The following is a 23,358-nucleotide window of genomic DNA, read 5'->3' on the forward strand; positions in this document are numbered from 1 at the left end:
ACCCCGCCCCGCTCAACTTCACCCCCAATGTCGCCCCCCCCGACCGCATCTTTTCCCCTAAAACGGTGTGGGGGCGCGTCCTGGATCCAGGACGCGCCCCAACACCGTTTCCGTGCGGAACAACCTCACCCGAAGCCGCGCGAGTCCTGCTTCAGCGCCGTGTCCACCGTCAACGCCGTCGCCACGACGAGGCTCAGGAGCGGCTCGGGCAGCTGGTAGTGGATCTGCAGGACGTAGTTGTCCGCGGTCGTGAACATCGTCTTGGCGAGGCCTTCCCAGGTCTTCGTGATCCGGGCGACCTCGTTGTCCGCGTGGTCGACGATCGAGAAGTTCCAGGCGCGCCAGTTCTCGGCCTTGATCGCGCCGGCCTGCTGACCGTTCACCATGATCGCGAAGTTGATCTTCCCGATCATGTTCTGCTGGACGATCTCACCGATCGGCTGGCCGTCGGGGCGCTCGACGATGACCCGCGACTTCATGAACTTGCGGGGGCGGGTCAGGTTGAGCACCGGCTGACCGTACGCGTCACGGATCTCGAGCTTGTGCGTCATGAACTGGTCGACGCTGGAGACGAAGCGCGCGACCTTCTTCAGCGTGCTCTGACCGACCTGCACGACCGAGCCGAGCGTGTTGCCCGCCTGGTCCATCACGCTGTACTCGTTCGTCAGCTCGATGAGCTTGGCCTTCTGGTTCACGACCAGGACCGGCTCGGTGAAGAGCGAGCCGCCGCCCTGCGCCGTGGGCGTGACACCCGCCTGCTGCTGGACCTGCCGCTGCACCTTGGCCGGGTCGGCCTGCGGGGCCCCCTGCTGGGGTTGGCCGTAGTGGGCCTGCTGCGGAGCCTGCTGCTGGACCGCCTGCTGACCGAACTGCCCTTGCTGCTGGCCGAACTGGGCCTGCGGCTGACCGTACGCGGCCTGGGCCTGCGGCTGGGCCGGCTGCTGAGCCTGCTGCTGCGGGACCTGCTGCGGCTGCGCCTGCTGGGCCTGCGCCTGCTGGCCGCCGGCCTGCTGGCCCGGGTTGGTGTGCTGGGTCCACTGGGAACCGTCCCACCAGCGCAGCAGCTGGGGCGCGCCCTGGGGGTCCGGATACCAGCCTGCAGGAGTGTTCGATTGCGTTGTCACCCGGGCACACTACCCCGCGAACGGGGGCGCTTCGCCAGCCCCTCGCGCCCCCTGTGACACCTGACTCACCGCGGTTGATTCCCTACGCGCACCTCGACCCTCAGCTGCGTCTCCCCCTCCCGCGTCTCCCCCTCGCGCATCTCCACGGCCCCGACCCGCCCCGCGGCCCGCACGTCCGCCTGGGCGAGGCCGAAGCGGTGCAGGCTCGCGCGCGGTCCGGAGACCACCACTTCCGCGACCTCCGCGCGCATGGAGAGCCGGGCCTCCGACTTCGCCCTGCGGATCGCCGCGATGACCTCCGAGGCCGTCGACAGGACCGAGGCGTCCGCTCCTTCAGGGGCCCGGGGAGCGGGCCACGCGGCGCGGTGGACGGAGCCCTCGGCGTACCAGGACCACACCTCCTCCGTGACGAAGGGCAGGACCGGTGCGAACAGGCGGACCAGCGCGTCGAGAACGGTCCGCAGCGTCGCGCGCGCCGACCGCGTCCCCGCGTCCTCGCCCTGGTCGCCGTACGCGCGCGCCTTCACCAGCTCCACGTAGTCGTCGCAGAAGCGCCAGAAGAAGCGTTCCGTACGCTCCAGGGCCCGCGCGTAGTCGAAGTCGTCGAAGGCGGCGGTCGCCTCCTCCACGGTGGCGGCGAGTTCGGCGAGCACCGCCCGGTCCAGGGGTTCGGTGGCCGGAGCCGGGTCCGCCGGTCCGGGCCCCTCGTCGAGGCTCAGCACGAACTTGCCGACGTTCAGGAGCTTGGTCGCCAGACGGCGGCCGACCTTCATCTGGCCGACGTCGAACGCCGTGTCCGTGCCGGGCCGCCCGCTCGCCGCCCAGTAGCGGACCGCGTCCGAACCGTGCCGCACGAGCAGGTCCCCGGGCGTGACCGCGTTCGACTTCGTCTTCGACATCTTCTTGCGGTGCGGGTCGAGGATCCAGCCGGAGATCGCGGCATGCCGCCACGGCAGCTTCCCCTGCTCGGCGTGGGCACGCACCACCGTCGAGAACAGCCAGGTACGGATGATCTCGTGGGCCTGCGGCCGGACGTCCATCGGGAAGACGCGCGCGAACAGGTCCGGGTCCGAGCGCCAGCCGCCGGCGATCTGCGGGGTGAGCGAAGAGGTGGCCCAGGTGTCCATGACGTCCGGGTCGCCGGTGAAGCCGTGCGGCTCGCCTCGCTGCGCGTCCTCATAGCCGGGCGGTGCTTCCGCGCTCGGATCGACGGGCAGGGCGGAGGCGTCCGGGACGATCGGGCGGGTGTGGTCGGGCTGGGCGTCACCGTCCAGGGGGTACCAGACCGGGATCGGGACGCCGAAGAAGCGCTGCCGGCTGACCAGCCAGTCGCCGTTCAGGCCACCGACCCAGTTCTCGTAACGCACCCGCATGTGCGGCGGATGCCAGGTCAACTCGGCCCCGCGCGCCATGAGTTCGTCCCGCAGGCCTGCGTCGCGGCCGCCGTTGCGCAGGTACCACTGCCGGGTGGTGACGATCTCCAGGGGCCGGTCGCCCTTCTCGTAGAACTTCACGGCGTGGGTGACGGGCCGTGGTTCGCCCTCCATCTCGCCGCTCGCGCGCAGCAGTTCCACGATCCGCTCGCGTGCGGTGTGCGCGGTGGCGCCCGCCAGCTTCGCGTACGCGGCGACGGCTTCCGCCGATTCGACACCGCTCGGCGGCTGCGCGAGGAAGCGGCCGTCCCAGCCGATCACCGGCCGCGTGGCGAGCCGCAGTTCACGCCACCAGGTGACGTCGGCCGTGTCGCCGAAGGTACAGATCATCGCGATGCCCGTGCCCTTGTCCGGGACAGCGGCACGGTGAGCGACGACGGGCACCTCGACGCCGAAGAGCGGGGTGCGGACCGTCGAGCCGACCAGGCCCTTGTGGCGCTCGTCGTCGGGGTGGACGACCAGAGCGACACAGGCGGGGAGCAGTTCGGGCCGGGTGGTGTCGATGGCGACCGGCCGGTCGTCCGGGCCGTGGAAGGTGAGCCGGTGGTAGGCGCCGGGCCGCTCCCTGTCCTCCAGTTCGGCCTGCGCGACGGCCGTGCGGTAGGTGATGTCCCACAGGGTGGGCGCCTCGGCGATGTACGCCTCGCCGCGCGCCAGGTTGTTGAGGAACGCGAGCTGCGCGGTGGCACGCGCCTCGGTGCCGATCGTCCGGTACGTACGCGACCAGTCGACGGACAGGCCGAGCAGCCGCCACAGATCCTCGAAGACTTTCTCGTCCTCGGTGGTGAGGTGTTCGCACAGCTCGATGAAGTTGCGCCGCGAGATGGGCAGTTGATTCTTCGGCGGTGACTCCGGCGGCCGGAACGAGGGGTCGTAGGGCAGCGCGGGGTCGCATCGGACACCGAAGTGGATCTGGACGCGGCGTTCGGTCGGCAGGCCGTTGTCGTCCCAGCCCATCGGGTAGAAGACTTCCTTGCCGCGCATGCGCTGATAGCGGGCGACGGCGTCGGTGTGCGTGTACGAGAAGACGTGCCCGACGTGCAATGAACCGCTCACCGTGGGCGGCGGGGTGTCGACGGAGAAGACCTCCTCCCGCGTCCTGGTGCGGTCGAAGGCGTATACGCCCGACTCGTCCCATCGCCTCGACCATTTCTCCTCGAGCCCGTCGAGAGAAGGCCTGTCGGGAGCGCCGTCCGCGCTGGTGCGATGGGGGAAGGTCATGCCTCCGCATGCTAAGCGCGGGCGGGGTGCGGGGGCCTGCTGTTTTTCGCGGCCGGAGCGGCGGCGGCCCCAGGTGCCCGCGCTCCTGAGGCCGCCGCGTGTGTCAGGCGGAGATGATCGCCGGGTCGCTGACGCCCGCCTGGCCGTTCTCCACGTGCCCGGAGAAGCGGCGCAGGAAGGTGGCGTCCGCGTCGGACTTCACCGTCACGTCGTACCAGCGCTTGCTCGCCCGCAGATCGACGGTGTGCTCGACGGTGCCGCCCGCCCTCACCTTGAACGTCTGGGCGGCGCCGCCATAGGAGTTGGAGACGCTGAGGTTCACGTCGGTGGTGCCCGCGTTCCGCAGCGTCAGCCTGAGGTTTCCGGTGGTCTTGTCGTGCCGGGCGGTGACCTCAGGGCCCGCCTTCTTGCCGGGCCCCTTGAAGACGCGCAGGAAGCCGTTGGGCCCGAACACCGACAGGTCGTACGCACCCTTCGAGTACGCCGTGTTCCAGGTGTCGGAGATCTGCTTGCCGGCCTCCGTGGTGTACGTCCAGGGCCCGTCCGTACGGTTGCCGGAGCGCACGTGGAAGCAGACGCCCGCGGCCTCGCCGCCGCCGAAGGTCAGCGTGAACTTGCCGTCGGCGGGCGTCCCGGCCCCGTCCACCAGCGGCGCGTACGGCAGCGGGCGCGCGGGCCGGGAGCCGGTCTCCTGCTTGGGCAGGTTCGCCTTCGCGGGGGCCTTGGGCACGTAGTCGGGGTGGCGCTCGTTGTCCGGCGGCTCGTAGGCGTCGGTGTCCGGCAGCGTCGCCGGGTCGGTGTCCTTGCCCGCGAAGTCGAAGGCGGAGGTCAGGTCACCGCAGATGGCGCGCCGCCACGGCGAGATGTTCGGCTCGCGGACGCCGAAGCGCTTCTCCATGAACCGGATGATCGACGTGTGGTCGAAGACCTCGGAGTTCACGAAGCCGCCGGTGCTCCACGGCGAGACGACGACCATCGGGACGCGCTGGCCGAGGCCGTAATGTCCGGCGGCGTACTGCGCGTTGCCCGGGAAGTAGTCGAGCGTGGTGTCGACGGTGGACTTGCCCTGGTTGGCGTCCTTGGGGACGTACGGCGGGACCACGTGGTCGAAGTAGCCGTCGTTCTCGTCATACGTGATGAACAGCGCCGTCTTCGCCCATACGGCGGGGTTGGAGGTGAGCGCGTCGAGGACCTGCGCGATGTACCAGGCGCCGAAGTTCACCGGCCAGTTGGGGTGTTCGGTGAAGGCCTCGGGGGCGGCGATGTAGGAGACCTGCGGGAGCCTGTCGGCCTTCACGTCGGCCTTCAGGATGTCGAAGTAGCCGTCGCCCGCCTTCACGTTGGTGCCGGTGCGCGCCTTGTCGTAGAGGGGGTCGCCGGGGTTGGCGTTGCGGTACTTGTTGAAGTAGAGCAGCGAGTTGTCGCCGTAGTTCCCACGGTAGGCGTCGTCTATCCAGCCCCAGTGTCCGGCCTTGTCCAGGCCGTCGCCGATGTCCTGGTAGACCTTCCAGGAGATTCCGGCCTGCTCCAGGCGTTCGGCGTACGTCGTCCAGTCGTAGCCCAGTTCCTGGTTGCCGAGGACCGGTCCGCCGCCCTTGCCGTCGTTGCCGACGTGGCCCGTCAGCATGTAGTAGCGGTTGGGGTCGGTGGCCCCCATGAACGAACAGTGGTAGTCGTCGCAGACGGTGAACGCGTCGGCGAGGGCGTAGTGGAACGGGATGTCGTCGCGCGTCAGGTAGGCCATCGTCCGCTCGGACTTGGCGGCGATCCAGTTGTCGTACTTGCCGTTGCTGAAAGCGCTGTGGCCGCCCGCCCAGTCGTGGTCGAGGCCCGCGATGAACTGCATGCCGAGGTCCTCGGCGTCCGGGTGGAAGGGCAGCACTTCCTTGCCGCCGCCCGACTGGTTCCAGACGGGTTTACCGCTGGGCAGGGTCACGGGGCGCGGGTCGCCGAAGCCGCGTACGCCCTTCATCGTGCCGAAGTAGTGGTCGAAGGAACGGTTCTCCTGCATCAGGACGATGACGTGCTCGACGTCCTCGATGGAGCCGGAGCGGCGCTGTGCGGGCAGAGAGGCGGCGCGGGCGATGCTCTGTGAGAGCGACGCGAATGCCGCGGTGCCTCCGGCGAGTTGCATGAACCGGCGCCGATTGAGTTCTGGCATGAGTGGATTCGACCTCGTCGTGTGGGGTGTGGGGGACGCGAGCGGGTGCAGTGTGTCAAGGGGAGCAAGGATCAGGGAAGGGCCCGTGACCTGGATGTGAAGAGAAGTCCAACCCTTGGCGGGAAGGACACAAGGCCTGAACCTATGGGCCCAAATCGCCCTGTGTGACGTAAGTGCACCGACATGCCCGGCAACGCCCCGGTCAGCTCGTGAGGACGACGAGCTGCTGGGTCGCGCGGGTCATCGCGACATAGCGGTCGACCGCGCCTTCGACGCCCTCGCCGAACTTGTCCGGGTCGACGAGGACGACCAGGTCGAACTCGAGCCCCTTCGCCAGCTCCGGGGTCAGTGACCGGACACGGGACGTCTCCTGGAAGCCGGGATCACCGATGACGCAGGCGACCCCGTCGGCGTGGGCGGCGAGCCAGCCGTCGAGGACCTTGTCCAGCTCCGTCACCGACCCGTGCGTCACGGGAATGCCGCTGCTGCGGACGGAGGTCGGCACGTTGGCGTCCGGGAGCGCGGCCCGGATGACCGGCTCGGCCTCCGTCATGACCTCTTCCGGCGTGCGGTAGTTGACGCTCAGGGAAGCCAACTCGACCCGGTCGAGCCCGATCCGCTCAAGACGCTCCTGCCACGACTCCGTGAAGCCGTGCCGTGCCTGCGCGCGGTCGCCGACGATGGTGAAGCTCCGGGACGGGCAGCGCAGCAGCAGCATCTGCCACTCCGCGTCCGTCAGCTCCTGGGCCTCGTCCACGACGACGTGCGCGAACGGTCCCGCGAGGCGGTCCGGGTCACCGGGCGGCAGCTCGGACTCGTCGACCAGGCTGACCTGCGCGTCCTGGCCACGCAACATCGTCACCAGACCCTCACCGTCGTCGCCGTCGGCGCCCGAGGCGGACGCGGCGTCGATCAGGTTGTCGACGACCTGCGCCATCTGCTCGCGCTGGGCGGCGAGGATCGCCTCGTGCCGACGCTTCTGCCGCGCCGCCTCCGGGTCGCCGAGCCGCTGCCTTGCCGCATCGAGCAACGGCAGGTCGGAGACCGTCCAGGCCTGGGGTGCCGCCTTGCGCATCAGCGTGCGCACCTCGTCCCGGTCGAGCCAGGGGGCACACATCCGCAGGTAGGCGGAGTTCGACCACAGGTCCCCGACGACGTCGGCCGCTTCGAGCAGCGGCCACGCCTGGTGCAGGGTGGTGACCAGCTCCTCGTCGTGCCGCAGCGACCGCTCGAACAGCTCGCCGGGGACATCGCCGTCGATCTTGTCGAGGAGGATCGCGACCAGCTCCTCCCAGATCTGCTCACGCGCCTCGTTGTGCGGTGTGCCGCGTCCCGCCGCGTCGAAGGCCTCCGCCCAGTCGTCGGCGGTCAGCCGCACGTCGGCCCAGTCGGTCGAGACCGTCATCCCCTTGGTGGGCGGCTCCTCGTAGAACCTGACGGCCTTCTCGATCGCCTTCACCATGTCCGCGGACGACTTCAGGCGGGCCACCTCCGGGTCGCTCTCGGGTCCTGCCGTGGCTCCCTCGGCGACCAGGTCCTGCAGGATGCAGGTCTGCACGCCCTCCTCGCCGAGGCTGGGCAGGACGTCCGCGACGTAGTTCAGGTAGGGCCGGTGCGGGCCCACGAACAGCACGCCTCCCCGGCTGTGCCCGAGGCGCGGGTCGGAGTAGAGGAGATAGGCGGAGCGGTGCAGGGCGACGACGGTCTTGCCCGTGCCCGGACCGCCGTCGACGACGAGAGCACCGCGGGAGCCCGCCCGGATGATGGCGTCCTGGTCGGACTGGATGGTGGCGAGCACGTCGCGCATCCGCGACGAGCGGTTGCCGCCAAGGCTGGCGATGAAGGCGGACTGGTCGTCGAGCGCCGCGTGCCCGTCGAGCCCGTCGGCGGTGAACACCTCGTCCCAGTAGTCGCTGATCCGGCCGTCGGTCCAGCGGTATCTGCGGCGGCTCGCCAGCCCCATCGGGTCGGCGTGGGTCGCCGCGAAGAACGGCTCGGCCGCGGGGGCGCGCCAGTCGAGCAGCAGCCTGCGGCCCTCGCTGTCGGTGAGGCCGAGCCTGCCGATGTAGACGGGCTCGGGGTCGTCCGCGGTCACGATGTGCCCGAGGCACAGGTCGAGGCCGAAGCGGCTCAGCGTGCGCAGGCGGCCGGACAGGCGGTGGATCTCCAGGTCCCGGTCCATCGCCTCACGGCCGATGCCGCCGGGCGCCCTGCGCAGGTCGTCGAGACGTGCGGAAACCTCGGCGACGGTCTCCTCGAGGGTCTGTGCGACGGACGCGAAGTGCTGCTCGTCCCGGGCGATCAGCGCCGGGTCGGCCTTGGCGGCGAGGCGGGCGGGAAGGTCGAACGCGGTCAGCAACGCAGGCACTTAAGGGATCTCCCGTTTTCGCAGGTCGTGGGCTTAGGCCTGCGATTGTGCGGGACGACCGGGGCCTTGCCGCAAGCCCCCCACTGCGCTATAAATTAAGAGTGGCAAGGAGTGGGAACACCTCCTTGCCTTCTTTTTTTGCCTCCTGCCCTGCCTCCCGCTCGTCTCCTTCCAGGCCGGCGCTTCCAGCGATCGAGGAGAGTCATGACCGCACGCATCCATGGAACCGTCGCCCCGGGATTCGAGGGCGTACGCGAGGAGTTCGAGCGCAACTTCGCCGAGCGGGGCGATCTCGGGGCTTCCGTCGCGGCGACGGTCGACGGTGAGTTCGTCGTCGATCTGTGGGGCGGGGACGCGGACAAGACGGGCACGCGCGCGTGGGAGCGCGATGCGCTGGTGAACGTGTACTCCACGACCAAGGGGATGACCGCGCTGTGCGCGCATCTGCTGGCCGACCGGGGCGAGCTCGACCTGGACGCGCCCGTCGCCCGCTACTGGCCGGAGTTCGCCCAGGAGGGCAAGGCCGACATCCCGGTGCGCTGGCTTCTGAGCCACCGCTCCGGGGTGATCGCGCCGCGCGAGCCCATGACGCCGGACGACCTCTACGACTGGGAGAAGGTGTGCGGGGCGCTGGCCGCGACACCGCCGTGGTGGAAGCCGGGGTCGGCACAGGGATACCACGCGCTGAGCTTCGGCTATCTGGTCGGTGAGGTGGTCCGGCGTATCACCGGGGTCTCGCTCGGCACGTTCCTGCACAGCGAGGTCACGGGTCCCCTCGGCGCGGATGTGTACGTGGGCACTCCGGAGAGCGAGCACGGCCGGTGCGCGAACATGGTGAGGCCGCTCGCCTCGGACGGCCCGCGCAGCGCGCTCGGCTCGGCTCCTCCGCCCGCGCCACCGGTGGCCTCGATCGACGCCCACCCGATGGCCGTCGTCACGCTCGCCCTGCAGTACCTGCCCGTCGGCAACGTGAACAGTGCGGCCTACCGCTGCGCCGAGATCCCCGCGGCCAACGGGCACGCGTCCGCGCGGGGGCTCGCGACGGTGTACGCGGCGCTGGGCGGCGGAAAGCTGCTGAGTTCCGGGGCACTTGAGCGGCTCCGGACGCGGCAGGGCGAGCCCGACGAGCCGGACCTGGTGCTCGCGGCGGGCACGGCGTGGGGCGAGAAGTGGGACTGGGGGCTCGGCTACATGCTGAACCGGTACGGGCAGGCGGGACCCAACCCGCGGGCCGTGGGACATGGGGGCGCGGGCGGGTCCTACGCCTTCACCGATCCCGAGAACCGTGTTTCATACGCGTACGTGATGAACCGGATGGGCGGCGGGACCTCCGGGGAGGATCTGCGGAGCGTGCATCTGGTGGGGGCGCTGTACCGCGGGCTGAAGTAGGGGGCCGGGGGCTGGCTGTGGGAGTCGCCGCCGGGGGGCGGCGGCTGGGGTGTCGGGGGTGAGGGCTCGGGGGAACGTAATCTGCCCCCATGGAGCAGCGCACCCCCCGCCACCGCCCGTCAGGGCAGTACGCCGCCGCCGATTCCCGCAGGGCGGCCATCATCGACGCGGCTCTCGCGCTCTTCGCCAAGGCGGGCTATCTGAACTCGTCGCTTGCGAAGATCGCCGAGGAGGCGGGGACCTCCGCCACCGTCATCACCCACCACTTCGGGTCGAAGCAGCGCCTCCTGATGGCGGTGCTCGAAGCCCGCGAGGAACGCACGGTCCGTACGTTCGGGCGGCTCGGCCCCGACACCGGCTCCGGCCCCGCCCCCGACCCCGGTGACGACGTGCGCGCGCTGTTCCGGGAGGTCCTCGCGCTGGCCGCGTACAACCTCACCCAGCCGGGCCTCATCGAGCTCTACACCAGGCTGTCGGCGGAGGCGGGCGACCCCTCGCACCCCGCGCACGCCTACTTCGCCGAGCGGTACGAACGCGTCGCGCACTATCTCGCCTCAGCGCTGCAACGTGCGGTCGCAGCCGGGCAGTTGAAGCCCGAGATCGAGCCGGAGAGCGTCGCGCGGGAGATCCTCGCCGTGTCCGACGGGCTCCAGGTGCAGTGGGCCATCGCCGAAGGGCGCCTGGATTTCGTCGGGCTGTACCGAGCGTACCTGGACCGGCTCACCCAAGCCCTCGCCATGGACGGCAAGGGACTTGGTGAGCCGGCCGAGGCGGAGCGGCTCCCCCGGGCCGCGCCCCCGCCCGCCCCCTAGCGGGCGACCCCCGTCAGCCGGATGTCGCGGGACGAAGAGCCGACGTACACCGTGCGCCGTCCCTCGGGGCGCACCCAGTGGCCGCGGTCCGTGTCCCAGTACGACAGTTGGCGCTCGGCGATCCGCACCCTGACCCGGCGCGACTCCCCTGCGCGCAACTCGACGCGGTCGAAGGCGGCCAGCGTCTTGACTGCCATCTCGACGGCGGCGCCGCGCGGGGCGCCCACGTACACCTGCGGGACCTCCGCACCCGCGCGCCGCCCCCGGTTCGTCACCGTGAACGACACCTCGTACCCCTCGCCCGCCCTGCGCACGGACAGGTCGCGGTAGCCGAACTCCGTGTAGGACAGGCCGTGGCCGAAGGGGAAGAGGGGCTCTATGTCCGCCTTGTCGAAGCCTCGGTAGCCGGTGAATATGCCCTCGCTGTACGTGACCACCCCGTCGACGCCGTAGTAGCGCTCGGGGTGGGCCGGGTCCAGGGTGGGGTGGTCGGTGTCCTTCTTCGGCCAGGTCACCGTGGCCTTGCCGCCCGGGTTCGCACGGCCGGTGAGCAGGTCGGCGGTGGACCAGCCGCCCTCCTGGCCGACGTAACCGGTGTGCAGGATCGTGCCGACCTCGCGGCGCCAGGGCATCGTCACCGGGCAGCCGGTGGTGAGGACGACGACCGTACGGGGGTTGGCCCTGGCGACGGCCGTGATCAGCTCGTCCTGGTGGGCGGGGAGCGTCAGCGTGGTGAAGTCGCCGCTGCCGCCCACCGATCCGCCCGAGCCGTTGAAGGCGAAGACGACGGGTGTGTGGACGCGCCGGGCCAGCCGTGCCGCGGCGGCGATCGAGGCGGTGCGCTGCTGCGGTGTCACCCAGGCGAACCGCACCTGGACCGGGCCGCGTTCGGCGATGGTCGCGGCCCACCCGGTGGCCTTGACGACGACCTGGTAGGACTTGCCGCCGGTCAGTTCGATCGGGTCGGCCTGGCCGTTGTCGAGGCCGTCCGTGGTCGGGACGATCGAGGACCACTTGCGCGCGAAGCTGTCGCGGGCGCCGGCCGCCGTCGTCAGTTCCTTGCCGTCGAGGCTGAGCGAGACGGCGGCGCCCCAGCCCTGGATCTTGAGCGCGTACTCGCCGGTGGTGGGCGGGACGAAGGTGCCGGTCCACTCGGCCGTCGTGCCGACCGGGAGCGCCTTGTCGCCGACGAAGTCGACGTTCTGGTCGGTCCTGTTCGCGCCGCTGCCCTTGCGCGTCAGGCCCTTCGGGAAGGCGGACGCGGGCACGGCCGTGCCCGTGAGGTCGACGCCGACCTCGTAGGCGATCTTCCGCTTGGTGCTGCGGCGCAGGGCGTCGAGCGGGCTGACCAGGCGGTCCTCGAAGCCGTACGCGCGCTCGCCCGAGACCGATGTGGCGACCTGGCCCGCGGTCGGGCCGATGAGGGCGAGGTCGCGCAACGCGGCGTTCGAGAGCGGGAGGCCGCCGTCGTTGGCGAGCAACACCGCGCCCTGGGTGGCGACTTCGCGGGCCACGCGCGCTCCGGCCCTGACGTCGATCTTCTTGTGGGCGGGGACGCGGCTGCCGTCAAGCATGCCGAAGGCGTCGTACCGGCCGAGGATGCGCGAGACGGCGGTGTCCAGGGCCGCCTCGGGGATGGAACCGTCCTTGATCGCCTTCTTCAGGGGCTCCCCGTAGAACGAGCCGTCCCACATCTGCATGTCCTGGCCCGCTTCGAGCGCGGCCGTGGAGTGGGTGGCGCCCCAGTCGGAGGTGACGAAGCCCTCGAAGCCGAGTTCGCCGCGGAGGATGTCGGTGAGGGTGGTGCGCTGCTCGGAGTTCCACTTGCCGTTGAGGTGGTTGTACGCCGACATCACCGAGGCGACTCCGGCGCGGACGACGGCCTCGAAGGCGGGCAGATACAGCTCGTGCAGGGTGCGGTCGTCGACGACGAAGTCGTAGGAGTTCTCCGGCTTCTCGCGGTCGAACTCGTGCAGGCGCTGGTTGTTGGCGAGGAAGTGCTTGGCCTGGGCGAGCATGCCCTGCGCCTGGACGCCCTCGACCTGGGCGGCGCCGATCAGGCCGTTGAGGTAGGGGTCCTCGCCGGACTGGTCCTTGTTGCGGCTGAAGAAGGGCGTACGGGAGAGCTCGATCTGTGGGGCGAGCAGGACGTCCATGTCGAGGGTGCGACCCTCGCGGCCCATGACCTCGCCGTACTGGCGGGCGAGTGCGAGGTTGAAGGAGGAGCCGAGTGTGGCGACCGGCGGGAGGCCGGTCGCGGACTTCGTGACGTTCACGCCGGCGGGGCCGTCGCTCAGGCGCAGCTCCGGTATGCCGAGGCGCTCGACACCCGGCAGGTATCCGGCCTGACCCAGTCTGCGCGGGTCGGTCGCGCCGTGGACGAGGCTGATCTTCTCGTCGAGGGTGAGGCGGGCGATGAGCCCCCGGACGCGGCGCGTGGCGGCGGCCGCGCCCGGGGAGGCGGGAGTTCGCGTTCCGGCGGCGGCGACGGCGGTGGCGGGCGTCGCCGCGGCGAGCGGGCCGGCGGCGGCGACGAACGCGAAGGCGGCCGCGGTGCCGCCCAGTTGCTTCATGAGTTCACGACGTGTGGTGGCAGGCATGGCGAAATGGCCTCCGAACGCGGCTCTGGGCGTGCCGAACTGGGCCCGCGACGCCAAGAGCTGAATGCGTCACCCGCGCCAGTGCGGTGTTGTGGGGCCTGAGTCTTGATTGGTTGAACGCTTAAGGTCAATGCTCGCGTCGGCAAAACTTTGGAGGTCGTTCAGTTTTCTGGACGGGGAATAGCGGGGCGAGCGTGGCGGTCGTCCTAGGTGCTCCGTCCTGGGAGTGCGGACGGGGCTCAGGGTTGACGGCTCTGGGTTCAGGGCTCAGGTTTCACGGCTCGAAGTTCACGGTTCGAAGCGAGGGAGCACATGTCCAAGGCGTACGTATTCACGCGGTTCGGCGGCCCTGAAGTGGAGGCCTTCGTCGATCAGGACCCACCGGAGCCCGGTCCGGGACAACTCCTGGTCGCCGTGCGGGCGGCGGGGGTCAACCCGGTCGACTGGAAGCTGCGCGCGGGCAAGCGGAGGCCGGGGGCACCGCCCGCCGCGTTCCCCGAGGTGCTGGGGAGCGAGGTCGCGGGCGTGGTCGAGGCGGTCGGTCCGGGAGCCGAAGGCTTCGGGGTCGGCGACGCGGTGTTCGGCAACCCGGACACGGGCGGCTACGCCGAGTACACCCTGCTGCCCGCCTCCCTTGCCGCGCACAAGCCGGACGACCTGACGTTCGCGGAAGCCGCCGCGCTGCCGGTCGCCGTGGCGACGGCGTACGACGGGGTACGTCAGCTGAATCTGCCGGCTGGGGCCACCTTGCTGATCACCGGAGTCGGCGGCGGGGTGGGCGTGGCGGCGGCGCAGTTGGCGAGGCACCTCGGCATCCAGGTCGTGGGCACGGCTAGCGCGGGCAAGAAGGACTTCGTCGAGTCCCTGGGCGCGGTCCATGTACCGCCGGGTCCCGACCTGGCGGAACGGGTGCGGGCCGCTGCGCCGGACGGGCACATCGACGCGATCTTCGACCTGGTGGGCGGCGAGGATCTGGTGGCGGTGGCTTCCCTGCTGCCGCTCGCTGACCGCGAGGGGAAGCTGATCACGGCCGCCGCCAAGGAGACGGTCGGGGAACTGGGCGGGGCGGCGGTCGCACGGGCGCGGACCAGCGAGGTCCTGGACGCGGTGGCGCGACTGGCCGTGGACGGGGTGCTGCGGCCACAGGTGACGGCGACGTACCCGCTGGAGCGGGCGGACGAGGCGTTGCGGGCGGTGGAGGCCGGGCATGCACGGGGCAAGGTCGTGATTGAGGTGCCTGGCTGAGCCTGTGGGCTGTGGGAGGGGGTGGGGCTGCGGGGCTGCGGGGCTGCGGGGGAAGCCGGGGCGGAGGGTTTGGGTGGGGGAAAAAGGGGAGGACGGGTCCTGTTCTCGTTGATACGTTTCGAATCATGGAACCTATCGGCGAGAAAGAGATCCGCGCGGCCTTCGTCAACTGCTCCAAGGGCGAGGCCCGCAGACTCACGCTCCCCGCGGGCTTTCAGGAGACTCCCTGGTCCGACCTGGACTTCCTCGGGTGGCGGGACCCCAAGGCCCCGGACCGGGGCTACATCGTGACCGAGCGGGACGGCGCGTACGTGGGCATCGCGCTGCGCGCCTCGACCGGTGCGCGCAAGAGCCTCTTCAAGTCCAGCATCTGCTCCGTCTGCGTGACCCCGCAGTCCGGCTCCGGCATCACGCTGCTCGCGGCACCCCTCTCGGGCCCCGCGGGCCGCCAGGGCAACTCGGTCGGCATCTACATCTGCGCCGACCTCGCCTGCTCCCTCTACGTACGCGGGAAGAAGACCACGGCCCTAGCCCGCCGCTTCGAGGAGACCCTCAGCCTGGAGGAGCAGAACGCCCGCACCGTGGCGAACCTGCACGGCTTCGTCGACAAGGTTCTGGCAGGGTCGTCGGCGGCGGCCTGAACCGCTGCCCCTCCCCGCCTCCTCGCCCCTCGCCCTCACGTCTGCCGGGGGTCCACCACCTGCAGAGTCAGTGCCGCCGACGGTGCCGCGACTCCCGGTCCGCCCGCCTCCGCCCACGCGATTATCTCGTCGGTCGAGTCGTCGTCCATGGCGAAGCCGATCCAGACGGCCCGGCCGCCGCGCCTGCGCCCCTCGCGCGAGGGCTGGACGACGACGATGTTCGCCTGCCCGCAGGGCCCGAGGCACTCGCTCGTGCGCACCGCGAACCGCCCCGCCGACTCCGCGGCGGCGGCCCGCATCCGCGCCAGCTGCCAGTCGTGGTCCGTTCCGGGATGCTTCCGCGAGTTGCCGCAGCAGCAGCCTCGGCACACGACCAGGGTGCAGGGGCGGGCGGCGGCGGATCCGATGGAGATGACGGGGCTCATCCAGTGATCATCTCAGCCCGCCCAAGCCCGGTTGTCAGACCCTCGTGGCACGCTCGATGCAACGCGACCCGCGCAGAGGTACGCGGGAAAGATCCGCGGACGAGGGAGAGCGCTCATGGCCGTTCACTGGACCGTCACCATCGACTGCGCGCGGCCGCGCGAGCTGGCCAAGTTCTGGGCGCTTGCGCTCGGTTACGCGCCGAAGCCGCCGCCTGCCGGCTTCGACAGCTGGGAGGCCTGGCTGGCGCACCACGACGTCCCCGAGGAGGAGTGGGACGAAGGTGCCTATCTGTTGGACCCGGACGGCCTGGGACCCACCCTCTCCTTCCTCAAGGTCCCGGAGCCGAAGGTGGTCAAGAACCGGCTTCACCTGGACGTGCGGGTGGGCGGTGGCCGCGAGACTCCCTGGGACATCCGCTGGCCCCGGGTCGTCGCCGCGATGGAGAGGCTGACCGCGGCGGGGGCGACGGTGATCCGGCAGCACGAGCTGCAAGGAAAACCCGACCACATGGTGATGGCCGACCCAGAAGGCAACGAGTTCTGCTTGGTATGACCCTCGCAAGTCTCACGACGCCCGACGCCCGTCTCACGTCACCCGCCGCCCGTCGCCGACCGCCCGCCACTCCCTCCCCTCCCGACGCTCCGACTCACCCGAGGTAGGCAAGCCCCGGGTGCACCGCCTTGTAGCCCTCCACCAGCCGGCGCGCCACCGCCACGGAATCCACCAACGGGTGCAGGGCGAACGCCTTCACCGCCGTCGCGCGTGAGCCGCTTTCCGCCGCCGCCAGGATCTCCCGTTCCACCGCCTTCACCGCGCACACGAGCCCCGTCGCGTGACCCGGCAGCGGGTCCACTGCCATGGGGTGCGCGCCGTTGGCGTCGACGGAGCACGGGACCTCGATCACCGCGTCGGCGTCCAGCGCCGAAAGGGTCGTACGGTTGCGGACGTTGAGGATCAGCGTCGTCCGCTCGTCCCGCGCGATCGCCCGCATCAGGGCGAGGGCGACCTTCTCGTAGCCACCGGATTCGAGGTCCTCGGCGGCACGCTCGCCGACGCCCGCGGCCTCCCGGTTCTCGGCCATGTACGTGGCCTCCCGCTCCGCACGCGTGGCGTCCCAGGCCTTCAGCGCGGAGGACACCTCGTCGTCACGGCCCAGCTGCTCGTAGAAGCGCGCCTGCTGGTCGCGCAGGAAGGCGCCCCTCGTCTGCTCCGCCTCCTGGTAGGCGCGGACCGCCTCGCGGTTGAAGTAGTAGTAGTGCAAGTACTCGTTCGGGATGGCGCCCAGTGATTGGAGCCACTCCGCGCCGAACAGCCGCCCCTCCTCGAACGAGTCCAGCATCCGCGCGTCGCCGAGCAGGCGCGGCAGCTCGTCGCGGCCCGCGATCCGCAGTCCGCGCAGCCAGCCCAGGTGGTTGAGTCCGACGTAGTCGATGAACGCCTCGTCGGGGTTGCCGCCCAGCATGCGTGCCACCCGGCGCCCCAGGCCCACCGGCGAGTCGCAGATGCCGATGACACGGTCGCCGATGTGCCGGGACATCGCCTCGGTGACCAGGCCCGCGGGGTTGGTGAAGTTGATGACCCAGGCATCAGGGGCGAGCTGTCGTACGCGGCGCGCGATGTCCACGGCGACGGGCACGGTCCGCAGGCCGTACGCGATACCGCCCGCGCCGACCGTCTCCTGGCCCAGGACACCCTCCGCGAGCGCCACCCGCTCGTCGGCCGCTCGTCCCTCCAGGCCTCCCACCCGGATCGCCGAGAAGACGAAGTCCGCGCCCCGCAACGCCTCGTCCAGGTCGGTGGTGGCCGTCACGGCGGGGGCGTCCGGCACCCCGGCGGCCTGCTCGGCCAGCACACGGGCGACCGCACCGAGCCGACCCGCGTCCAGGTCGTGCAGGACGACCTCCGTGACCCGGCCCTCGGCATGGTCGCCGAGGAGCGCGCCGTACACGAGCGGGACGCGGAATCCGCCGCCACCGAGAATGACCAGCTTCACGTCTCAACCACCTTCACGTCTCAACCACCTTCCGTCGGAACAGCTGGCTGCCGTCGGAACACCTGGCTGCCGGCCCACGCACATCTGTCGACCTGTCAGAACTCACCCGTCGACAGAGGTCACGTTACGTACGATTGCCCGGCAGCGATCGACCCCCCACGGAGGTAGCGCACCGATGACACCCCTCAAGACGTCCGCGAAGGCATCCGCGGCCCTGCTCGGCGCCCTCGCGCTGGCCGTGTCGACCGGCTCCGCGGCATCGGCGGACACGGCCCCCAGATCCCCCGGCGGCTGGCAGGAGACCGGCGTCTCGTCCGTCAACTCCCTCACCGGCAGCCAGGGCCTGGCCAGCCGCGCCGACGGCAGTCTCCTCTACCGTGGCCTCGGCTCGATCCCGCTCGACCTGCGGGCCAAGGGCTGGAGCCACGTCGGCGACCCCGACATAGCCGACGGCCACACCGTCGACGCCTACCAGGGCGGTGACGGCGCGAAGTCGAAGATGTTCGCGGTCACGACGCCGGGCGGCAAGCGCTACCTCTACGAGCACCAGCTCGACGCGGGCGAGAAGCTGAACAACTCCTTCGCGGCCGTCGCGCCCGGCAACCAGTGGCTGGTGTCGGGCGAGTGGGGTGACCAGAACCGTCTCCAGGTCTTTCCCGCCCCGCTCCTCAACTCCTCGACCCCGCCGACCGGTGGCGCGCTCCCCCAGGCCGGTCACATCTCGCTCGACAAGCCGGTGCGGGACATCCAGGGCTGCGACTTCGTCTCCAACACCCGCCTCGTGTGCGCGTCCAACGACGCCTCGAAGGAGTTGTGGCCCGAGGACCGGCCCGTCCTCCAGGTGGACCTGGAGCGCGCGCTCGACGGGAAGCCCGTGACGGGCAAGGTCACGAGCCTGTTCGCCGTCCCGCAACGGAGCCTGTGCCGGGGCACGTTCGAGACGGAGGGCGTCGACTACGACTCCGCGCGGCGCACGCTGCGCGCCGAGGTCGTGCCGCCGGTCCCGTGCCTGGTGACGACGTCGGTGTACGCGTACAAGCCGACGACCGGCTGACCAAAGCCCGCTCACCATGGCTGGCTGACCTGCACACACCCTCGACACGCCGGACGTGTGCGGAGGGGCCGGGCGGGGGATGGTCGCGATCATGACACAGCAACACCGGCACGACCCCGTGTCCGAGACGCGCCCCGCTCAGCCCCGCCGCCCGATACGGCAGCTGCTCGCCGCGTCGGTGGGCAACGCCGTCGAGTGGTACGACTGGTACGCGTACACGTTCCTCGCCACGTACATCGCCGACCAGGTCTTCCCCAAGGGCTCGGGCAACTCCCTCGTACCGCTGCTCTCCACGTTCGCCGTCTTCGCCGTCGGGTTCTTCATGCGGCCGGTCGGCGGTCTGCTCATGGGCGCGGTCGCCGACCGGCGCGGCAGGCGGGCCGCGCTGACCGTCACGATTCTGCTGATGGGCGGCAGCAGCCTGCTGGTCGGCCTGACGCCGACGTACGCGTCCGTCGGGGTGCTCGCTCCGGTCGTCCTGGTCCTGGCCCGGCTGCTTCAAGGCCTGTCCGTGGGCGGCGAGTTCGCGGCATCGACGACGTTCCTCGTGGAGTCCGCCGGCCCCGGCCGTCGGGGGCTCTTCTCCAGCTTCCAGTACGTGTCGACGAGCGTGGGCCAGCTCGCCGCGTCCGGTGTGGCGGCGCTGCTCGTCGCCATGCTCTCCGACGGGCAGATGGACGGCTGGGGCTGGCGGCTGCCGTTCATCGTGGGCGCGGTGCTCAGCCTGGTCGGCTTCTGGATCAGGCAGGGCGCCCAGGAGACCCACCGGACGCCCGAGGACGCGTCCGAGCGTCCCGGCCTGTTCGACGCGCTGCGCAAGTATCCGCGCCAGTCGCTGCTGATCTGCGGCATCACGGCCGGCGGCACGATCGCGTACTACACGTGGACGTCGTACCTGCCGACGTACGCCGAGCTGAACACCGACATCAGCAAGAGCCAGGCCCTGCTGTCCGGCACGCTCTCCCTGGCGTTCTTCGCGCTGCTCCAGCCGGTCGGCGGACTGCTCTCCGACCGCTTCGGCCGCAGGCCGCTCCTGCTCTTCTTCGGAATCGGCTTCGCCGTACTGAGCGTGCCGCTCCTCCGCTCCCTGAACGGCTCGTTCGGCTCGCTCCTGATGGTGCAGTGCGCGGGCATGGTGCTGCTCACCGGTTTCACGTCGATCTCGGCGGCCGTGAACGCGGAGGTCTTCCCCGCCCACGTCCGCGCCGCGGGAATCGGCTTCCCGTACTCCCTCACCGTCGCCCTGTTCGGCGGCACGGCCCCGTACATGGGCACCCTGTTCAAGGAAATCGGCAACCCGGGCCTCTTCCCCTGGTACGTGGCCGTGCTCTGCCTCGCGTCATCGGCGGTGTATCTCAAGCTCCCGGAATCGGCCCACAAGGAACTGGAGCGTTAACTCGCCTTCGGTACCTCGGCGATCGAGCGGCCCGCCCACTGCGGGGCCGGTTCCGTGAGGGTCTGCAGGTGGGTTTGGATCGCCTCCGGGAAAGGCGCCGACCTGCCCGCGTTCTGGTCGACGTGGAGAGCCAGGAGCTCCGTGGTCGCCACCGGGGTCGCGTCCGGGGCGATGGCCGCCTCGGGCTCCTCCACCACGTACAGCTCGTGGGTGAAGCGGGCCTTCTTGGCGTCCGCGCCCAGGATGCGGGTGCGGACGGCGAGGTGGGCGCCCTCCGCCACGTCGTCGAGGTAGCGGATGTGCGCCTCGACCGTGTAGAGGGAGCAGCCCGTGGACTCGCGGTAGCCCTCGTGCAGGCCGGTCTCGATCATCATGGCGTCGGTGGCGTAGCCGAAGACGAGGACGTAGAACGCCTCGCTCATGTGGCCGTTGTAGTCGATCCACTCCGGCCGTACGGTCCGGTGGAGGGGCGGCAGGGGCTCGAAAGGCACGGACTCGCTCACTTGGTGTCCTCCTTTGCGCGCTGCTGCGGCAGGCGGCCCGTCGCCCGCAGTACGTCGATGACTCCCTGGTCGCGCTCTGCGACCAGGTCGGCGATGGTCCTGCCCTCCGCCGCGTCGTCGCAGCCGGCCACCACGGCGTCGTACAGCTTCTTGTCGAGCTCGGGGGCTTCCAGGCGGGTCCACGGTGACTTCAGGGACGGACCGAAGTGGTCGAGCATGTGGGCCATGCCGCCCTCGCCGCCCGCGAGCGCGAAGGTGAGCATGGGGCCCATGAACGCCCAGCGCAGGCCGGGGCCTTCGGTGATCGAGTCGTCGATCTCCTTCACCGTGGCTTCGCCGTTGGCGACCATGTGCAGGGCCTCGCGCCACAGTGCTTCCTGGAGGCGGTTGGCTATGAAGCCGGGCACCTCGCTCGCCATGGTGATCACGGACTTGCCCGCGACCTCGTAGAAGCGGGAGGTCCACGTGACCGCGTGTGCCGCTGTCTTGTCGCCGCCGACCACCTCGACCAGCGGGATCAGGTAGGGCGGGTTGAAGGGGTGGCCGACGACGAGGCGGCCCGGGTCGGCGGCCGTGGTCTGCATGTCGGTCATGGGGTAGCCGGAGGTCGAGGAAGCGATGACGACTCCGGCAGGCGCCGCGGCGTCCAGCTGGGCCAGCAGATCGCGCTTGAGCTCCAGCTTCTCGGGGGCGCTCTCCTGCACGAACTGGACGTCGGCGACGGCCTCTTCGAGGGTGGCGGTGACGGTGAGGCGGTCGGGTGACGCGCCTTCCGCGAGGCCCAGTTGCGTCAGCGCGGGCCAGGCCGCGTCGACCAGGCGGCGCAGCTTCTGCTCTGCGTCGGGGGCGGGGTCCCAGGCGGTGACCTCGTAGCCGCGGGCGAGGTAGTGGGCGACCCAGCCGCCGCCGATCACTCCCGCGCCGACGCAGGCGATACGGCGCACGTCTTCGGGGGCGCAGGGGGCGGGGGGCGTGGTGATGTCGTTCATGGAGGGGGTCCTACTCGTCGTGGGGGGGGCGGAGGTCAGGCGCGGGGCTTGAGGCCGAGCTTCTGGCGCGCCTCGTCCGGCGTGGCGACACGGGAGCCGAGGTTCTCGGTGATCTGCACGGCCCGCTCGACGAGTTGGGCGTTGCCGACCTTGTTGCCCTTGCCGAGGTAGAGGTTGTCCTCTAGGCCCACGCGGACCTGACCGCCGAGCAGGATCGACTGGGCGACCCACGGCATCTGCATGCGGCCGAGCGCGAAGCTGGCCCACTGGGCGCCTTCGGGGAGCATGTTGACCATCGACTGGAGCACACCGGGGTCGGCCGGGGCGCCCCACGGGATGCCCATGCAGAGCTGGAAGACGGTGGGGTTGTCGAGCAGCCCTTCGGCGAGCAGCTGCTTGGCGAACCAGAGCTGTCCGGTGTCGAAGATCTCCAACTCGGGCCGTACGCCCAGCTCCTGGATGCGCTTGGCGCCCTGGCGGAGCATGTCGGGGGTGGAGATGTAGAGGTTGTCGCCGAAGTTGAGCGAGCCGCAGTCGAGGGTGCAGATGTCGGGGAGCAGGTCCTCGACGTGCGGGAGGCGGTCGAGCCCGCCGACGAGGTCGGTGCCCGGCAGCCCGCCCAGCTCCTTCAGCGGCTCGACCGGGTCGATGACCAGGTCGCCGCCCATGCCCGCGGTGAGGTTGATGACGACGTCAGTGCCGGTCTCCTTGATGCGCTCGACGACCTCGCGGTACAGACGCGGGTCGCGCGAGGGGTCGCCGGTCTCGGGGTCGCGTACGTGGATGTGCACGACGGCGGCGCCGGCCTCGGCGGCCTCCACGGCGGAGGTGGCTATCTGCTCGGGGGTGACGGGGACGTGGGGACTCTTGCGTACGGTGTCGCCCGCGCCGGTGAGCGCGGCGGTGATGATGACGTCCTGGTTCACGGGCATGGCGAACTCTCCCTCGGGGGTGGGGTGTTGATGCAGGTGTTGCGGGGGTTGTTGCGGGGGTACTGCCGTAGCTCTGCCGGTGCTTACGCGGGTCTCGGCGCCGCGAGTGTCGCGTCCACGTACACGAGCAGCGCCTCGTGCATGTCGTCGGGGGTCGTGCCGTCGTCTCCCGGCGTCGAGGCGAGCACCTGGGTGGCGAGGCCGTCGATCAGCGCGGTGAGCCGGAGCGCGGCGGACTGCGGATCGACGAGGCGGAACACGCCCTCGTCGACGCCACGGCGGATGACGTCGGCGACCGTCGAACGCCACTGCCGGTAGTAGTCGGCGTGCAGCCGCCCCACGGCGGTCGACCGGGCGGCCTCCGCCCACAGGTCCAGCCAGACGCTCCACTGCCAGCGCTGTTGCGGGGTGCGGGGCGTCTGGAGCTCGATGAGCTGGCGCAGCTCGTCGGCGGCGTCGGCCGCGTCGGCGACGCGGGCCGCCCGGCGGGCGGTGTCCTCGTCCATGCACCAGCGGACGGCGGCCTCCAGGAGGTCGTCGCGGCCGGGGAAGTGGTAGTGGATGGCGGCGGTGCTGGTGGCGCAGGCTTCGGCGATGTCCGCCACGCGTACGGCATGGAATCCGCGCTCGGCGACGAGCCGTACGGTCTCGCGGACGATCTGGAGGGGGCGCCCGCCGTCCGGGGCCGCGGCGGTGCGTTCCCGGCGGGCCGCCGGGGGCGCGGCGTTCTGGGCACCCGGATGCTGGGTGCCCGGAAGCTGGGCACCCAGAAGCTGGGTGCCCAGGAGCCAGCCCGCGTCCACGCCGCCGGTGTCGGCGATGCGGGCGAGCTCGGCGGCGGTGAAGCGGCGGGTGCCGCCGAGGGAACGGGAGAGCTTGGAGGGGTCCATCACGATGCGGCGGGCGAATTCGCGCTGGGTCACTCCGGCGTCGGCGATGACCTTGCGGACTCTGTCCGCGACCTCGGGGTCTTGCTGCATGGGCGGTCACGCTACCGGGACATTGCGGTGATCGCAATCCCACAGTGCGAGGTTTACCCAGGTGGAACAGGCAATTGCGATTCTGACTGAT

Annotated in this window: 18 protein-coding genes; 7 read left to right on the forward strand and 11 right to left on the reverse strand. The window is 70.8% G+C overall.

What is annotated here, in order from left to right:
* Window positions 1-125: 125 nt before the first annotated feature.
* From ACWFRU_RS20140 to helR, 4 genes are all read right to left on the reverse strand, one after another.
* Window positions 126-1,124 carry a phospholipid scramblase-related protein gene (locus ACWFRU_RS20140; RefSeq protein WP_453688753.1) on the reverse strand — a complete coding sequence of 333 codons (999 nt, stop codon included), beginning with the start codon at window positions 1,122-1,124 and terminating at the stop codon, window positions 126-128.
* A gap of 65 nt (window positions 1,125-1,189) precedes the next feature.
* Window positions 1,190-3,778: a valine--tRNA ligase gene (valS, locus tag ACWFRU_RS20145; protein WP_453688755.1), complete on the reverse strand. Its 2,589-nt coding sequence runs from the start codon at window positions 3,776-3,778 to the stop codon at window positions 1,190-1,192.
* A gap of 103 nt (window positions 3,779-3,881) precedes the next feature.
* Entirely contained in the window at window positions 3,882-5,939 is a 2,058-nt protein-coding gene (locus ACWFRU_RS20150; RefSeq protein WP_453688757.1) for a phosphocholine-specific phospholipase C, read from the reverse strand.
* Between the two features lie 202 nt (window positions 5,940-6,141).
* Complete coding sequence (gene helR / locus ACWFRU_RS20155) at window positions 6,142-8,307, reverse strand: RNA polymerase recycling motor ATPase HelR (protein WP_453688759.1); 2,166 nt, start codon at window positions 8,305-8,307, stop codon at window positions 6,142-6,144.
* Between the two features lie 204 nt (window positions 8,308-8,511).
* On the opposite strand from helR, the gene ACWFRU_RS20160 reads away from it, so the two are divergent.
* Both ACWFRU_RS20160 and ACWFRU_RS20165 read left to right on the forward strand, forming a co-directional pair.
* A complete protein-coding gene (locus ACWFRU_RS20160; protein WP_453688761.1) occupies window positions 8,512-9,696 on the forward strand; it encodes a serine hydrolase domain-containing protein in 1,185 nt (394 codons plus the stop codon).
* Window positions 9,697-9,785: 89 nt separating this feature from the next.
* Window positions 9,786-10,508 carry a TetR/AcrR family transcriptional regulator gene (locus tag ACWFRU_RS20165; protein WP_453688763.1) on the forward strand — a complete coding sequence of 241 codons (723 nt, stop codon included), beginning with the start codon at window positions 9,786-9,788 and terminating at the stop codon, window positions 10,506-10,508.
* Here ACWFRU_RS20165 and ACWFRU_RS20170 read toward each other — a convergent pair.
* A complete protein-coding gene (locus tag ACWFRU_RS20170; RefSeq protein WP_453688765.1) occupies window positions 10,505-13,108 on the reverse strand; it encodes a glycoside hydrolase family 3 protein in 2,604 nt (867 codons plus the stop codon). The genes ACWFRU_RS20165 and ACWFRU_RS20170 overlap by 4 nt on opposite strands.
* Window positions 13,109-13,420: 312 nt before the next feature.
* Between ACWFRU_RS20170 and ACWFRU_RS20175 the strand changes: the two genes are divergently transcribed.
* A complete protein-coding gene (locus ACWFRU_RS20175) occupies window positions 13,421-14,353 on the forward strand; it encodes an NADP-dependent oxidoreductase (protein WP_453688767.1) in 933 nt (310 codons plus the stop codon).
* 125 nt (window positions 14,354-14,478) lie between these two features.
* On the forward strand, window positions 14,479-14,994 hold the full coding sequence (locus ACWFRU_RS20180) for an FBP domain-containing protein (RefSeq protein WP_453688769.1): 516 nt from the start codon (window positions 14,479-14,481) through the stop codon (window positions 14,992-14,994).
* A gap of 35 nt (window positions 14,995-15,029) precedes the next feature.
* On the opposite strand, the gene ACWFRU_RS20185 is transcribed toward ACWFRU_RS20180, so the two are convergent.
* Window positions 15,030-15,419, reverse strand: a complete 390-nt coding sequence (locus ACWFRU_RS20185; protein WP_453688771.1) for a (2Fe-2S) ferredoxin domain-containing protein — start codon at window positions 15,417-15,419, stop codon at window positions 15,030-15,032.
* A 115-nt stretch (window positions 15,420-15,534) separates the two neighbouring features.
* On the opposite strand from ACWFRU_RS20185, the gene ACWFRU_RS20190 reads away from it, so the two are divergent.
* Entirely contained in the window at window positions 15,535-15,972 is a 438-nt protein-coding gene (locus ACWFRU_RS20190; RefSeq protein ID WP_453688773.1) for a VOC family protein, read from the forward strand.
* 94 nt (window positions 15,973-16,066) lie between these two features.
* Here ACWFRU_RS20190 and ACWFRU_RS20195 read toward each other — a convergent pair whose 3' ends face one another.
* Window positions 16,067-17,413 carry a 6-phospho-beta-glucosidase gene (locus ACWFRU_RS20195; RefSeq protein ID WP_453688775.1) on the reverse strand — a complete coding sequence of 449 codons (1,347 nt, stop codon included), beginning with the start codon at window positions 17,411-17,413 and terminating at the stop codon, window positions 16,067-16,069.
* A gap of 175 nt (window positions 17,414-17,588) precedes the next feature.
* Between ACWFRU_RS20195 and ACWFRU_RS20200 the strand changes: the two genes are divergently transcribed.
* Both ACWFRU_RS20200 and ACWFRU_RS20205 read left to right on the forward strand, forming a co-directional pair.
* A complete protein-coding gene (locus tag ACWFRU_RS20200) occupies window positions 17,589-18,467 on the forward strand; it encodes a hypothetical protein (protein ID WP_453688777.1) in 879 nt (292 codons plus the stop codon).
* Between the two features lie 91 nt (window positions 18,468-18,558).
* Complete coding sequence (locus tag ACWFRU_RS20205; protein WP_453688779.1) at window positions 18,559-19,863, forward strand: MFS transporter; 1,305 nt, start codon at window positions 18,559-18,561, stop codon at window positions 19,861-19,863.
* Here the strand turns inward: ACWFRU_RS20205 and ACWFRU_RS20210 are convergent.
* The 4 genes from ACWFRU_RS20210 to ACWFRU_RS20225 form a co-directional block, all read right to left on the reverse strand.
* Window positions 19,860-20,366 (reverse strand): thioesterase family protein, encoded by a 507-nt coding sequence (locus tag ACWFRU_RS20210; protein WP_453688781.1) that lies wholly within the window; start codon window positions 20,364-20,366, stop codon window positions 19,860-19,862. The genes ACWFRU_RS20205 and ACWFRU_RS20210 overlap by 4 nt on opposite strands.
* Window positions 20,363-21,355, reverse strand: a complete 993-nt coding sequence (locus ACWFRU_RS20215) for a 3-hydroxyacyl-CoA dehydrogenase NAD-binding domain-containing protein (RefSeq protein ID WP_453688783.1) — start codon at window positions 21,353-21,355, stop codon at window positions 20,363-20,365. Before ACWFRU_RS20215 ends, ACWFRU_RS20210 begins: the two co-directional genes overlap by 4 nt.
* A 35-nt stretch (window positions 21,356-21,390) precedes the next feature.
* A complete protein-coding gene (locus ACWFRU_RS20220) occupies window positions 21,391-22,287 on the reverse strand; it encodes a 3-keto-5-aminohexanoate cleavage protein (protein ID WP_453688785.1) in 897 nt (298 codons plus the stop codon).
* Window positions 22,288-22,370: 83 nt separating this feature from the next.
* The gene (locus tag ACWFRU_RS20225) at window positions 22,371-23,267 is read right to left on the reverse strand and encodes a TetR family transcriptional regulator C-terminal domain-containing protein (protein ID WP_453688787.1); all 897 of its coding nucleotides are present in this window, start codon (window positions 23,265-23,267) and stop codon (window positions 22,371-22,373) included.
* Window positions 23,268-23,358 lie beyond the last annotated feature (91 nt).

The sequence above is a fragment of the Streptomyces sp. NPDC055099 genome, from assembly GCF_053607685.1.

Bases quoted from the DNA above. Each gene is read 5' to 3' on its own strand.
- ACWFRU_RS20215 (WP_453688783.1), bottom strand. From the start codon at position 21,355: ATGAACGACATCACCACGCCCCCCGCCCCCTGCGCCCCCGAAGACGTG.
- ACWFRU_RS20185 (WP_453688771.1), bottom strand. From the start codon at position 15,419: ATGAGCCCCGTCATCTCCATCGGATCCGCCGCCGCCCGCCCCTGCACC.
- ACWFRU_RS20220 (WP_453688785.1), bottom strand. From the start codon at position 22,287: ATGCCCGTGAACCAGGACGTCATCATCACCGCCGCGCTCACCGGCGCG.
- ACWFRU_RS20160 (WP_453688761.1), top strand. From the start codon at position 8,512: ATGACCGCACGCATCCATGGAACCGTCGCCCCGGGATTCGAGGGCGTA.
- ACWFRU_RS20150 (WP_453688757.1), bottom strand. From the start codon at position 5,939: ATGCCAGAACTCAATCGGCGCCGGTTCATGCAACTCGCCGGAGGCACC.
- ACWFRU_RS20170 (WP_453688765.1), bottom strand. From the start codon at position 13,108: ATGCCTGCCACCACACGTCGTGAACTCATGAAGCAACTGGGCGGCACC.
- ACWFRU_RS20165 (WP_453688763.1), top strand. From the start codon at position 9,786: ATGGAGCAGCGCACCCCCCGCCACCGCCCGTCAGGGCAGTACGCCGCC.
- valS (WP_453688755.1), bottom strand. From the start codon at position 3,778: ATGACCTTCCCCCATCGCACCAGCGCGGACGGCGCTCCCGACAGGCCT.
- ACWFRU_RS20205 (WP_453688779.1), top strand. From the start codon at position 18,559: ATGACACAGCAACACCGGCACGACCCCGTGTCCGAGACGCGCCCCGCT.
- ACWFRU_RS20175 (WP_453688767.1), top strand. From the start codon at position 13,421: ATGTCCAAGGCGTACGTATTCACGCGGTTCGGCGGCCCTGAAGTGGAG.
- ACWFRU_RS20200 (WP_453688777.1), top strand. From the start codon at position 17,589: ATGACACCCCTCAAGACGTCCGCGAAGGCATCCGCGGCCCTGCTCGGC.
- ACWFRU_RS20225 (WP_453688787.1), bottom strand. From the start codon at position 23,267: ATGCAGCAAGACCCCGAGGTCGCGGACAGAGTCCGCAAGGTCATCGCC.
- ACWFRU_RS20190 (WP_453688773.1), top strand. From the start codon at position 15,535: ATGGCCGTTCACTGGACCGTCACCATCGACTGCGCGCGGCCGCGCGAG.
- ACWFRU_RS20180 (WP_453688769.1), top strand. From the start codon at position 14,479: ATGGAACCTATCGGCGAGAAAGAGATCCGCGCGGCCTTCGTCAACTGC.